The sequence below is a fragment of the Tengunoibacter tsumagoiensis genome, from assembly GCF_003967535.1.
In the GTDB taxonomy this organism is placed as follows: Bacteria; Chloroflexota; Ktedonobacteria; order Ktedonobacterales; family Ktedonobacteraceae; genus Tengunoibacter; species Tengunoibacter tsumagoiensis.
Window position 1 is genome coordinate 4,295,732 of record NZ_BIFR01000001.1, and the last position, 15,171, is coordinate 4,310,902.

3 protein-coding genes are annotated in these 15,171 nt (G+C 50.8%); all 3 read right to left on the reverse strand.

The window, feature by feature from the left end; translation table 11 throughout:
• Positions 1–244 precede the first annotated feature (244 nt).
• The 3 genes from EL628_RS16885 to EL628_RS16895 all read right to left on the reverse strand — a co-directional run bounded on the left by EL628_RS16885 (position 245) and on the right by EL628_RS16895 (position 14,767).
• Complete coding sequence (locus EL628_RS16885) at positions 245–7,960, reverse strand: RHS repeat-associated core domain-containing protein (protein ID WP_161975556.1); 7,716 nt, start codon at positions 7,958–7,960, stop codon at positions 245–247.
• A gap of 541 nt (positions 7,961–8,501) precedes the next feature.
• Complete coding sequence (locus EL628_RS16890) at positions 8,502–10,091, reverse strand: ArnT family glycosyltransferase (RefSeq protein ID WP_126581090.1); 1,590 nt, start codon at positions 10,089–10,091, stop codon at positions 8,502–8,504.
• Between the two features lie 26 nt (positions 10,092–10,117).
• Entirely contained in the window at positions 10,118–14,767 is a 4,650-nt protein-coding gene (locus tag EL628_RS16895; protein WP_126581091.1) for a glycosyltransferase, read from the reverse strand.
• Positions 14,768–15,171 lie beyond the last annotated feature (404 nt).

The window sequence follows — 15,171 nt, forward strand, 5'->3', positions numbered from 1 at the left end:
TTTATCTCAGGCACACTCTAAAAACAACAATAAACAATACACTAATACACTGTTAAGTATCAATTTCTGATTAATATTTAACAGTGCACGTATCCTGCATGAGATTTTACAATGTATTAGTGGCAAGACTGAATAGAGAAATGTTAAATTTAGGCTTAAAACCGTGACAAAGCCCTTACATTTAAAAGTCCTCTTTCCAGGAAAGTTTTAGTCGAAACCAAGCTCAATCTTTATCCGATTTACGTTAGTAAAACCGCCCTCTTGCCATAGTAAAAAATCTCATTCTTCCACCTTGGAAACCAACATTAATGTGCTTTGTATCGCTTACGGTGTAGTGTATGAGAAAATCAACTTCTCCTCTAGGATCACCTACAATATGCCCTTTATTGAGTACTCTCTCCACGTCACGGAGGGTTCTCATACCGAATCCAGAAGCTTCCTCCCTTCTTAGCTCTTCAAAAACATGCGAGTTAGTTTTAATATTCATTTTTTTGAATACTCCCTTAAAAGCTCCAGAAAGTTTTGAATCTGTAAGCTCACCTAAGGCCCTGTTACGATTGATTCCACGGAATTTTACGCCCCCAAAAAACTCTCTGCCCGTTTTTCCAAATGGAATTTCATTACAATTATGAACAACTAACTGCAGTTCACCAACCGCAAACGTATGGATAGTGCTGACCGAGAGGTCATACATATCCTGTTCACCAGCCACAGTGTGCAGTTCAGTAATCGTCGCCGTACGACCATCCAGTTGTTGAACCTGATCCCCAACCTTCAAGTCTCCAGCATTGACCCAGCCTCTTGCTGTGAACCAGGGATGCTTCTGCGTCGTATGAACTGTTTCAGCTGCAGCACTGGGTGGAGCAAGACTACCGTGACTCTTGACCTCAGCATCCTGCTGCTTGGTATTGGGCTCCGTCTCCTTTGCATTTGGTGCTTGATCTGTTGCTGAAAGCGTGACATCGATCAAGTCATTGTCGTGATTGAGAAAGACCTGCTGCACTTTCTGTGTTGAAGGCTGCTTCGTCGCAGGATCATAAGCGGTAACCTTATCACCTGGCTTCAATGTATCAATTCGCTGTTCACCATCAGGAGTAGCGACAGGCGTTTCCGCAGCAAAGGACAGTCCACACACCTCAGGGAGCGCGCTTTTCGCAACTTTGCCAGCATACTTTTGCAGCAATTTTCCAGCCCCAGCAGTTGCAACCCCTGTCATACCACCGACGACGGTCGCTTCCAACACACCATCACCCAGCGGTTTATGGTCAATCGCATTACTGATCAATTGCCCGGCAGCACCAGATGCAGCACCCACTGCCGCATGAACGGCCAGACCCGCTTCAGGCCCCGCCAGACCACTGACAGCACCAGAGACCGCACCCACCGCAGCCTCACGTCCCACATCATGCCAGTTAATCCCATGTCCAGAGGCGGCCTGTGTCGCAATACTCACGCCTGCACCCATTGCCGCTCCAATGATCGCCCCTGCAATCATCGTACAGACGGGCCAGCAGTGACCATCCGGATCGGTAGCCGTCTCGGGATTACCCTGCACATAGGCATAGCGCGAGAGACCCCAGGGATTGTAACCACTCTGCGGTAACTCGCTGTCAGGGCTGATGAACTGCCCTAAACTGGGATCGTAATAGCGCGAGACGTAGTAGTCCAACCCGGTGGCGCTATCGGCCTTCTGACCAGTGAAGCCAATGTCGCTCGGCATTGTGCCGTTGGTATAGCGGCTGGCTCCGTAGGGTGCGTAGAGTTGGGTAGCTATGGGTGCTCCACCCGCCGAGAGCGTCACGACGGGACTGCCCAGACGATCACTGGCAAAGTAGGAGAAGACGCCGTTAATTGCCTCAGCAATACGTTGTGAGCCTGCGAAGTAGAACGTCGTCGTGGTCGTGGGTGAGGCACCCGTAACGACTTCTTCGACATCGCCAACGTAGACGGTGGTGGTTGGGGTTCCTCCACCATTGCCAACCTGCTGGGCGACGCGGGTCCCCTCTCCATCGTAGAGGTAAGAGACGGTACTGGTCGGAGTGGGCTGGTTCTGCCAGGTAGAGAGTCTTCCTTCAGCATCATAACTCAGCTGCTGACCAGTCTGGGTACCCGAACAGGTTGTGGCACTTGTCGTGGCTCGACAGGTCATGTTGCCCGCTGCATCATAGGCGGCGCTATATCCACTGCTGGTAGAGGTCACTCCATGCAGTGGCGTGCTGCCGTAGGTGTAACTGCCCTGGGGTCCTGCCGTGAGACGACCATTGCTGTCGTAGCCAAAGCTCTGCTGATACTGAGCTCCGGTCAGACTGCCTGCGGTCAGGCTGCCACAAGGTGGTGTTCCGCTAGCTCCAGCCCAGGTCAGTCGGTTCTGCTCATCATAGCAAAATTGCTGATTATCAGTTCCTGCTGTCAACGTTGTTGCAACAGTAGTGACATTGCTGACTGCATCGTAAGTTGGCTGCGTCTTGTAGAGGAGTGTGCTATCACTACTTCGAGTAATAGAAGCTGAGGCCAGACGGCGCACTGGATCATAGCTGGCAGCATAGGTGTAGATACCATTGCCCAACAACATTCCAGTGATATTGCTTGCCGCTCCACCAGGACCAGTATAGCTGATCGCACCCGCAAGTGTCGTAGTGGTACCACCCAGCGTAGTAGTCACCTGATTTAACCAGCCCTGCGCCGACATGTTGGTCTGTACGACCTCACCAGTCGGATAAGTCTGGCTAATTGGATGACCAGCATCATTATAACTTTTTTGCACGCTATAGCTATTGCCGTTAACCGTTGTGGTCATACCGATCTGCTGACCACGCTGGTCATAGGTGTAGCTATAGGAGCCAGTCAGGCCGTTAGGACCGGTAAAGCTCTCGCTGGTCTTACGTCCCACTCCATAGTTGCCATTGGCGGTGCTGTCGTAGCTATAGCTAACTTCAGCTCCGGTGGAGCTATTGGTGGTATTGCGCCAGAGGAGACGGTTGAGGCCATCATAGCCAGCATAGACGGTACCAGAGCTGCCTCGAGCATCCACTGTCTGGATCTGGTTGCCACTGGGATCGTAGCTATAGGTTTCGTTGCCTCGATCAGGATCGCTCATGCTGGTCTTACGGCCCAGACCATCAAAGGTCGAGCTGGTCGTGGCGGTATTCCCAGGATGAATGATGGAGGTTAGATTCCCTTTATAATCGTGAGTATAGGCGGTCGTGACATAGAGCGCATAGTTGCCACTACTATTCCCTGTGAAACGCTGATCATAGCTGACACGGCCAAAGCCATCGGTATAGGTCGCGCGCTGATGATTATTGGCATCCAGGATCGTGGTCTTCTCATAGCAGCCATTGTCGCTGGCGAAGCCTGTGATGCCTCCACATTGGACGGTATAGCTGGTCTGAGTGGATTGTGAATTAGGGTCTGAGACATTCTTCGTCCGCTCCAGACCATCATAGGTGGTGCTGGTTCCGACTTTGGTACTATCAGGCGGAGAGAAGGCGGCTGGTCCTGCTGGTCCACTATACGAGGAGACAAAGTAGGAGTTGCTCTCAAAGACCATATGGCCGGCTGCATCGTGATAGGCATAGGCCACGACGTCCTGTCCATTCGGTCCGGGATCGCGCGTCTCTACCAGACGGCCCTGTCCATCATAGAAGGCTCGGCTCACTACTGTTGTGTTGTTATCCAGCCGATCAAGCTGATCAACTTCAACACAGGGTGCCTGCGCGGCGGTTCCTGAACACCAGGTGGTGAAGGTCCAGCTCTTGGTGGCACCATTGCTGGTCTCGCCTGGCAGGGTCTGACCCGTCATACGGCCCATGGCATCATAGCTATAGGTCGAAACCTGATTGTTGAAGTCTTTGGTCGACATTGGCCAGATGCCAAAGCCGCCCAGTGCGCTACTGGAGTAGCTGGTGCTCGCCGTCTGATTGAGAGCGTTACCAGACGAGGTCATCAATGTGGCATAGGTACTATCGTAGTAGGAACAATCGCTATGCTGTCCTCCGTTGATCGTACAGCCCTGGTGACCGGCAATACCAGCGTTGGCATCGGGATCGTCCGAGGAGATATCGTTGCCGTACTGGTCATAGCTTTTGGTCGTTCGAACCTGTCCAGTGACGCTATATCCATTCGCTGAGGTGCCACAATTGCTATAGGCATCGCTAATCGTAGCCAGTCCTGCGGTCAGGCTACTTTGTGCTCCTGTTGCATAGCTTCCACCATCGTAGCTCGTATACGAACAGGTATAGCGATTCCCAGAGCTGTCTTCAGTCGAGCTGAAGGACGGCGTATCCAGGATATAGGTGCCGTTGGCGCTATTCTGCGTTGCGGTAACCGCATCATTCCAGATATAGGAGGTCTTGTTGATCGTCTGGGTTGGCGTGCCACCATTGGTTGTGGTGGTCGCCTGGGTCACACGACCATAGGAATCGTAGACTGAGGCATTGGTGGTGGTGACGCTATTGCCAGTACCATCTCTGGTCTCGCTTGTGCCCTGTGTCTGCTGGATATCACAGACTGCGACTGGATTATTATGGTCCAGTTCGCTGACAAGCTGACCATCCCAGGTATAGGTTCGGCCCTGCGATGTCTGGGTTGGCGTCGCGGCAACACCTGAGGGAGGGCAGATGGCTTGATAGGTGTTGGTTGTATGCTTGAGCAGCGTTGAGCCATCGGTATCGTAGTAGAAGGCTTCGTATTCATGCCCATGGGCTGCGTTGGCTAGATGCCACCATGGTGAGGCATGACAGGGTGAGCCCGAATAGCAGACGACTTCGTTGGTGTCGTAGATACCAACGCCTTCGGTAGAGTAGAAATTATGGACCTCACGAGCACCATCGGGCAAGAAGACGGTGGTCTGAGCATAGCCCATAAATTTGTTATTGTAATAGCTCAGATAGTCGGTATCGTTCTGGTTCCCCCAGTACGCTCCGGCCACACAGTCGCTACACTGCTGGGAGACCAGCGGATAGGGCAGCTTGTATTGATAGCTCGTTGTCGATGTAACAGGGGTGCTGGTCTGTGCTCCACCCTGCCCATTCTGGGTCAAACGAACCGTGGTGTCACTGTTCTGGGTCAGGACTTCGCGGCTCCATGACTGATCATCGGTCTCGTTACAGGGATAGCTGCCGCTGGGCTGACTATTACAATAGAAGGGATCGGCGTTGTTCTGTCCGCCACCTGGCACGCCATGGGTATTGTTATGAGCCTGGCCCCAACTAAAGCTCTGAGACATTCCCATGCCATTGCTGGCTGAGGTCATATACCGGTCATTTGGAGGCCCATTCTTAGACCAGAGGATACAGCCACTTCCATTCCCAGTATTCCAGGAAGGACCACAATTATTGGAGGGATTAGGATGGAAACCACCATCCACATAGGCCGTATCAAACGACCCATAGCTGAAGGTGCGAACTGGAAGAGTTGCGCTATCAGCATGAGTAAACTCATGTGTAACGAACAGCTCTGGACCACTCAGTCCACAACAGACTCCACCAACATTGGCGATATTCGTGACATCTACCGAGTTATTCCATGTCAATTGAGGATCAGAACCCTCTAATGTGGTGGAAAACAAGGGGGTGGCGCTATTGGGATTTGTGAGTGCAATATCATCAATAAATCCACGATAGCCACCAGTGTTCGCTGGCTGGTCATACCCAATCAGGATACGATTGATGGTCTTGCCGTTTAAGACAGAGCCAATATTACTGCTGACCAGATTCCATTGATCCATCACAAGATGGCCACATTGGTAGGCAGGATGGACCCTGTTCCCGTTCTGATCTACCGCACCTGAATCGCGCAGAGTTGAATTATCGGTAAAAACCATATCAACAGCAACACAGGTACTATTGCTCCCGCCGGGCAATGTTGTGGTATTGCCACTCTGAGGGAAGATCCAATAGCTGAGGTTTGTATTGGGACCAACCACAATATTCTGACTACTGAGGTCAAACGCCTTCATATACGCAAAAGAGCGTGTGGAATTGTTGTCTGATCCCGAATATAGGATCGCATTCGACCCTGTGGTTCCTACCTCTTGCTCACGGGTCAGGTCCAGTGTCCCTGCTACTGACTCCTGTTTGCCAGAGCTAGGATCAGTCATGGTAAATGGAGCGGACTGTTCATAACTGAGCTGATATTCGCGCAGTGTGTTCCAGCCGGATGAACTGCTGGGGCGAATCTGTACATCAATCGCGTTAAGAACAAACGTGCTCTCTACGGCAGGGGCTGCTACGCCACCGCTTCCGGAGAGATCAAAAGGATCATCACAGCGCAGATTCGTTCCAGTATTACACCCGCTAAAGAAGCCATTGGTGGGGCGAGCAGGAGTATGCGAGGCCTGGAATGAAACCCGTACTAATGGATTCCAATTGCTGCCTGTACACATCGTCTGGGCATCATGACAATTGGGAGAGTCATACTCAATAGTGCTGAGGACAGCATCACGCACCACTTGATGACTTAGCCCTTGATCCATGATCGTGGAATTATCCTGTTGGTAGGTCAGATGGATCTGATTTCCCTTGGGATCGGTGATCATATCCAGTAGCCAGCCTGAGACGACGTGCGCTCCTACACTGGCCTGATAATAATGCTGAAGTGAGTCAGGCGTGCACCCAAACTCCTCCATAATGCCATTCGCCAGCCAGACGCGGAAACAGGGCGGATGCACAGGCATACCGATATCCACAGGTCCAACGTACGCATAGATCTTGGCATGAGATTCGGTCGCTGTATGCCACTGAATGGGGCAGGGATAAGAATTTGGTCCACCAGCCGCACAATATTGACCGCTGGTATCATCATAGAAGGTTGAGACGTTCAAATTGGGGGGAATAAGCTCGGAGCTCGTTCCAAAGGGATCGCTCAACTGCCAGACATTCTCCCAGTTGACACCCCCGCCACAGGCCGTGGTGTTACAGCCTGCATAGACATTATGTTCGGACCAGGTGATGGAACCCAGACTGAGATCCCATCCTTCTCCAACCCAGCCAGCCGCACCAGTCAGATTATGCTGACCATTGACGCTTTCGCTACTGTAGTTGAGATTGACTGGCGGCGTGAGACCACCAGGGCCCGCAGGCACATCGATGGAGAGACCAGCTGTTAAGCTACCAGCATTAAGATCCACATTAAAGGGATCAGGTTTACCAAAGGTTCCAATGGAGACATCGCTCTGCCAGCTCATTGATGAACTGGGTGTGCTGATCGAGGGAGTTGCCAGCAATGTCTTTTGCGCAGCATCTACCTTGATCGATTGAGTGGAAAGTGCTCCAAAGGTGCTCTCTGTCGAGACATTATTTGCAGTGGCAGCCGTCTTCATTCCCTTACTGGGATGAGTTCCGTTCTGAACCACATAGGCATGATCAAAATTGAGGAGCGCCTCCTCTTTTTTGTAGTGGTATTTCGTCGTGAGTGCTTTTCTCAGACCGTGATTGAGCAGCACCCCTTTAGCATCCACCACCTGAAAAAGATAGGTTCCTAGCGAAAGATGCCCACTGCCACCAGCATTCGATCCAGATGCCGGGGCAATCTGCGAGACTTGTAAGAAGAGCTTACCACCAGCCTTCGCAACATCATCTGCGGTGATAGCACCCGCTGGAATATCCACTTCCAGGCGGCCATCATCGCCAAGGAATTGAGCTGCCTGACCTGCCGTTAACTCAACCGAACCTGCGGACATAGGCATGGGAGCAGCATGTTGAATAATTTGGGGCGCACCCGTCTTCTCAGTTCCCTTTGGGGCAGGTTTGTACGTCTGGACATGAGATTTTGAACCCGCTGTGGGATCATAAATATTGGGTTTCTTCGCCTGAGTAGAGGAGACTTGATTCTGCGTAGCTGGTGCCTGACCGGCTCCAAAGACCAGAGGACTTTCAGGTCCGAAGAAGACCAGTAAAACCAGGAAAAAGGCAAGACCAGCGCTACGTAGCTTTTTCCAGACACGAGCAGATCTCCGCAAAAATGATGCTCTGCTCAAAGAATGGGGGGAAAGAGACATCCATGTACCTCTCTATAAATAAAGCAACACTAATAAACCCTTGCAGAGGGCAGGAATAGGAACAGGGGGGAAACGCAGATTCCTTTCTAGCTGAAATATTTTCATCTTACGAAGCATTGTCGTTCATAGAAGAACAACAATCTATGCGTCTTTGTATCAGTAAATAAGAGATAAACGCACATATAGAATATATCATAGCTACAAAAAAAAAGACAAGAGGTTATTCAGGAAATTTTGGGGAGGAATAAACGGATTCCTGTTCTTTGCTCCGAAAATCTGCTTCGTAGTTGTAAGAGTGGAAAAACGGGGAGAGGCTCGCCATAGGACATCATGATGGTTGTGAAGGTGCAACCATGGGGGAGGGGCACTCCAACGGCCATCATAAATGATGGGCCCGACATCATTCATGTGACAAATCGAGCGTAAGGAGCGATTTATCACATGAGCGTGTCGGGCCCATCATTCATCATGTCAGCGGACCATCTCGTCCGGAGGGAAAAGTCTACACTACGACCTGTGACATGCTCTTGAAATTCCCATGGCCGGGCTCGAGAGCGCTACGCCAGATATAAAAGTGGCCTGTCCCATAGGAGTTGACAAAAGGAACTGTCGCCACCAGATCGTAATTTTTGCTGGCAATCATCTGACGAGCAATAAACTGTGCCTCGGCAGGCTGGTAGTTAAAGCTTAACTCAACGGTCGTGAAATAACGATCCTTGAGCGCCTGGATGATCGCAGGGTCGCCAAGCAGAGCAGGCTGGTTGGGGCGAGAATAGTAGAAGTAGTAGACGCCATTCCATTGCCACTCTTCGGTAATATCCTCCGAATCATAGCGAGCAACCTCAATATCTTCCACCAGAATACGTCCACTGGCATGACGCAGTTGTGTATGCAAGGCATAGCTCAGATCTGTCGTATTCGCCCAACCGGAAAAAATGGTCTGGGATTGCTGCGTCCCCAGGACAAAGACCAGCAGAACGACGCACAGGCCACTGAGCCAGTAGCGTCCATTCGCGTTGGCAATGGTTCGCTGCATAAAGCCCGAGATCCAGGCGAGCGCATACCCCGCCAGAGCCGCACAAAAGAGCAGACCCAGTGAGAAGTGCTTATCGAGCGAGACCGCCTCCATCTTATAGATGTGGTAAGCAGGAACAAGCCATGATGAACCATACATGACAAGAGCAACCAGGGTCAAACGACGATGATAGATGTAGACAAGGATCACTCCTACCAGCGCTGCCAGATACACAATTCCAGCCATCTGCATCACATGGGTAAAGAGCTCTAAGCGGGACTTCTGAATAAATGCCGTTCGATCAGTGGTTGTGCCAGCAATGGCATGAAACATCGATTTATCAACCACTTGATAAGCAATATACAGGCTAGCAGCCAATGTGAGCAGGGCAAGCGCCAGGCGGATCAGCATCCGCCACCACCCTATATAGGCCAGGCTGCAAAAAATGAGGATTCCCAGAACCGCTGGCACATAGAGCATCGCCGCATACTTTGTCAAGACAGCCAGCACTAATAACGGGCCAATCAGCAAGGCCAGCCAGGGCCGGCGGCTGGTGCTGACCTGAAAGGCCAGCAGAGCCGCAACTGCCACCAGACAGAAACACATGGCGTCAAAGGTTGCCAGACGACCAACATAGAGGACGGTCCCTAACGAGCCATAGAGCGCTGAAGCAAAGATGGCCGATGGTCGCTGAAAAAACTTTTGCGCCAGATAGTAGATGGTAATGTTGATCCCCATCATACACAACAGGCTATAGGCACGCGCCAGTTCCAGACCACCAATCATATCCAGGACGCCAGCAATAACTGGGTAGAGACCTGGATAGCCCGAGAAGTAAAAGGCATAACGATCAAGTGGGGCAGGGCCTCCCAGCCAATAGTGGAACAGCTGGCGGCCTGCATAGAGATACAGTGCCTCGTCCTGGAAAGCCGTGTTCCGCAAGGTGACGAGCGAGATAATCGCTTGCATCGCCAGAATCAATACCAGCGGCCAGTAGGATGGCCATACAATGGCTCTTGCTTGCTTTCTAACAATTCGATTGACGGTATATTTAGGAAGAGAAGATGTTGTTAACATAAAGTGAGAACTCCTAATCGCCTGTCCTATCTATCTTCAAAACGTTGCTGGAGATGAGAGGCAATCTGGCTCATAGCCGCAAGCGACTGCGCGTCTGATGTGATTGACCATTGTTTATCCAGTTTTACATTGGTTTTTAGTTCTGGCGAGGCATCGTGATACAGAAGAGCATAGACCGCATGATGCGTCATGGCAGCCTCACCTACCTGAGCAATCCAGGCCGCTTTTTCATCCGCTGGACCATCGGCACTGGCTTTAATAATGATTGGTTTATCAGGATAGCGCTGCATCAGTTTTTGAATAAGGAGATCAGGATCGCCCCACTGAGTGCCAGGATAGCTAATCAGGTCCAATACGACTCCATCGATGGTGTTCATAGGTGGTGCATAGGGTTGATCATTGATAGGGTCAGCTGGCTCCCAGAGCATGGTGATATTATTGGCTCCCACTTGTTTAAAGATGGATTGAACGTGCTGCCAGGCGGGCGATACGTCCTGTGGAATACCATTATTGGTAACTGCCGATGTAAGCGCCCAGTTACGATCCACATGCAGCAGGATGTTAATAAAGACCTGCTTATGATAAGCACGAATGGCTTGCGCCCAACGAGTCAGTTCTGCGTCGTGCAATCCATGCGTAATTGAGAGAAGACTTGCCTGATTGTCTGGCTTTCCGTTGGACTCAAAGGTGCCAAATTGTAATGTGATCCACGGACGAGCATTATGGGCGGCCAGATCATTGGCCCAGGCAACATCGAATGCGTCGGTTGTGGTCTGCGTCCGACCTACAATGGCAAGGTTTGAGCCTAAGAGATGCTCTAATTCCGCTGGCCGCTGCTTCAAAATGGAAGCCGGCAGATCAACACCTACATAGGGCATACTGTTTTGAGCCAATGCCAATGAGTAGGCAGGGGCCACTGGACCATACCAATGGAAGCTACCAGTAATAAAGATCGTGGCGGCCAACACCAATGAGAGGGCCAGATTGCTGGCTGAACGCAATCCTCTCTCGCGCTGAGGCAGATGCGCTGGATAGTGATAACTCTCCGTCTGGACCTCGGCTTTCGCTAATGCACGATGATCCGCACGCTGTGTGCGCCAATCCAGCACATAAAGCCAGAGGAAGCTCCCTAACATGACGAGTGTATATCCAACCCACAGCAGGCTAATTGCCAGAGCGGAGAAGACCTTGGCCTGAGCACGCGAAGAATACAGTAAGGCCACTAAACAGAGGACGACGAAAAAGATGTAGACCCACATGTGGCCCTGCGCTTTTTTCGCTCCTCGCTTCTTCGAAGTGACGGCAAAACCAACCTTACGCTGGAGAATGACGGTGATCAGGCTCTCAATCAAGACGGGGAAGCTACCAAAGCCCATTATGATGCCATAGAGACCGGTAATTCCACGTCCTGCATACCAGATCGTTGCAGAGCTTACCAGGAAGTAGGGGATAAAGTGCCAGAGGAAGGAGCCCAGTGTCGAGCCCTGAACCGCAGGGGTCCCGGTAAAGATGAACAGAATTGGACAGAGCAGGTAGAGCAGGTCGCGCAAGCCGCACAGGTAGTGCGTACAGGCCAGGAAGTATTGTAAGCGCTGACCAATATTCAGCCCGTTTTTCTTGGGCAGGAAGATGTCGCGCCAGTGCGTTCGCAGAACACCCAGCGTTCCAATCGCCCAACGGCGCTGCTGCTTTAAGTAGGCCTCAACATCCATTGGTCCAAGACCAGTGGCAAGGATATCGGTGACATAGACGCTCTGCCAGCGAGTATGCAGGTTAATCGAGGCGGCAAAATCTTCTGTTACGGAATCCTGGGGCAGGCCGCCAATCTCATCCAATGCACGTGCACGCAGCAGGACGTTTGTTCCGCAGATGAAGGCTGAGTTCCAGGCAGCTTTTCCTGGACAGAGCAGATTATAGAACATGGACTGCTGATCATCAGCCCAACGGGAGACCGGGTTATCCAGGTTGCGATAATACTGACCGGTCTGTACCCACCCGACGTGCGGATCTGCCATGTTTGGTACTGTCTTTAAGAGAAACTCTGGCTTCGCTACCTGATCCGCATCAAAGATGACGATCAGTGCATCTCCAGTAGCTCCCAACAGCTGGCGGGCATTCTCAATATTGCCTGCCTTGGCTCCCCCTGGAGTCTTACGCGTCACACAGGTAACACCCATCCGAGCAGCCAGGTCGTCAATACTCTGCCATTCCGCAGCTTTTGCAACATAACCATCATTGCAGATGACGATCTCGACCTTTCCCCACGGATACTGCTCCAGATACCGCTCACGTGCGGCCAGAGCTCCCTGGATGGTCGGTTCTAGAATGGAGACACCCTCATTTACGGTCGGGATAAAGATATAGATCGGATTATGGGTCGGGTTTACGCTTCGCTTCAGGCGAGGCTGCTGCCGTGGCCAGAGGGTGAATTGTAAGCCCATGGTGTGGATGGCACCTAAAAACTCGGCAAACAGCAATGGCAACGCGATCCACCAGCCAGCCCAGTTAATCACCTCAACACGCCAGCTAATATAGTCCACAAAGGTGATACCCATGGAGACGGCCAGAAGCATGGTGATGATACGGTGTCGATCCCCCTTCTTACGCGAACCTGCAAGGGTGATGCCAACTCCGAAGAGTACTGTAGCGAGAATAACCCAGGCATTCGGAATAGTGTAGGTCGTCAGGTCCAGCGCCATATACCCAACTGTGACCATCATTGCCAGCACTAAAAACACGGCAATCCACATAAACAGCTTCTCTTGTCTGATATGCCAGATTGCTTTCCGTGGCTTCTGAGTCGCGCCCCGGGCATTGGCGGTGCTAATGACGGTAAAACGGCTCTTCTTGTCCGACTTCTGGACCGCTAATTGCTGCGTTTTTGCTACGGTAATAGCCGCCAGGTTCTGTGTTGGTACGGCCTCGCTTGCCTCGGGTGATAAGGTTGCTACTGCGGCAGCGCTTTTCAGTTCTGGCGCTTTCGCTTTCGCTGGAACAATCACCTCTATATGATGTTTTGTCTCGAGTGCAGCAATCTCCTTCAGCTTCTGGGTTGTGGTGGACCCTTCAGCCGGTGCTGGTCCGCTCACCAACGGCTCTTGAGCGTTCTCTGGTGCGACTGCTTCTACTTTTCGGGTGGCTGTCGCAGCAATCGCTCTACGCTTCTGAGTTGGTGACTCCTCTTCTTCTTCCGCTGGTTGAACTTCTGCATCAGCAACCAGTTCGTGCGTCTTTTCCTGAGCCTCGAGCTGCCGGGTCTGAGACTCTGTCACCTCATCAGGTGCCTTCTGTTCTGTGGGTTTTGGCGCTTCCAGATGCTGTGTTCTGGCCTCTGATAGCTCCTCTACAGTCTGGGGTGTTTTAACCACTTCCATTCGCTGCGTCTTTGCTATCTCAATCGCCTTCAGCTCCTGAGTTTTGGTCATCTTAATGGCTTTAAGCTTCTGCGTATTGGAGAAACCAGTGGCAAGAGCTGGTGTAAAAGAGGTAAGAGCCTCGTCGATTGCCACAAGGTCAGAGGAAGGTTCGTTCTCTTTACGGGCAAAAGGAAAGATTGAACGATTGAGCAAGACAAAGTTACATACCCCGAGTAGGACAAATGCTGCCAACAATAACGGCTGCCAGATAGTCATTGTAAAAGGGTAGAGGAAAAAAAGCGCTGCAAAAGCAGCAACATTTAAGAGAAGGAGGCCAATGATCTTCCAACGGCGTCCAGCTGTCGGTACTTCACGAAAGAGGCGAGCCATATGTCGCACGATCGTCAAACCAGGTGTCAGCTTTGCGCCTGTACGAAACTGAATCTGAGCGGGGATCTCAACGATCTCTTGCCATGGACAGCGCAAGAGAATCTCTAACAGAAGTTTTGAACTGGTAGGGTGCAGTTCAACATCCTGTATCAATGAATGCCTGAAGACAAATAGTCCACTAAGAGGATCAGAGACACGCGCCAGTTGCTTAGGAAACAGAAGGCGAGCGTCATTTTTGAGCAAGCTCAGACCAAGACGACGTCCAGAAGCAATTCCTGTCTGGCTTCCACCTTTCAGGTAGCGACTGGCAATTAAGAGGTCAGCATCCTGTGCGATAATCTCGTCATAGAGGAGGCGCAACTGCGCAGGCACAGGCTCTACTTCACCATCAAGTACAAGAAGATAGCGTCCTCGAGCGGTCCGCAAAACACGCTGAAGAGCCGTGGCCAATCCCACCGTTCCTCGCTCTACCTGTACTGAAAAGGCTGATTGATTGAGCTTCTGTGCAACCTCCTGAAGCCTGGCTGAGGTCTCATCCTGGCTATTATCAACACAGATAATCTCAGTGTGCACGCCTACAAAGCTCGTACTTATTGTCTGTAAGAGCCTGGAGATTGTGGTAGCTTCATTATGAGTTGGAATAACTATACTGAGATCATATATGAGATTTCTAGGTAATTCTTCAACAAGAACATTAATGTCAGATCGATTCGCATGAATAGATTGAATGGAACTTTCTCCAGGTGCATGAAGGCCAATCGCTGGGAGAATAACCGTTACTTCACGGCCAGATGAACTATTCGTTTCTTCAGCACTACTCGTTTGTGACTCCAATTGTAATACTCTACTATGCATATTATTGACATTGTGCTCTGTTGCGTCTAAAAAATCTTCACGAATTAGTGGATTTTTGCTGCTTTCAATTGTCATGTAGTATTCCTACTTCTTGCAATAGTTTGGGAAATATTAGGAAGAAAAAAAGGCGGCAACATTGGCAAGGAGTCTTTCATAAGTTCTCCATTGTTGTAGTTTAGTGGAGATAGGATACAGCGACTAGTCGCTAAAGTATCGCAAAATAGCACTATGGTATCTTCAATTTTCCCCTCCATTGCTCGATTCGCCACCAATGAGAAGCATTTACATGCTATTTGAGAACATGAATCGGCCTGAGAAGCCGGTTTACGCATTTACTAGCTCTCATGGTATGGCCGTTTTTGTTTATTGTCGCACAAGACAAGGTAGCGCTGTAAAATTTGCATTTTTCGTAGCAAATCAGTACCATTACCTGTACAATATGACTTTTTCACTAGCCAATAGTCCTTTATTCCTGTATC

Coding starts and splice junctions, on each gene's coding strand:
- EL628_RS16890 (WP_126581090.1), bottom strand. CDS start 10,091: ATGTTAACAACATCTTCTCTTCCTAAATATACCGTCAATCGAATTGTT.
- EL628_RS16895 (WP_126581091.1), bottom strand. CDS start 14,767: ATGACAATTGAAAGCAGCAAAAATCCACTAATTCGTGAAGATTTTTTA.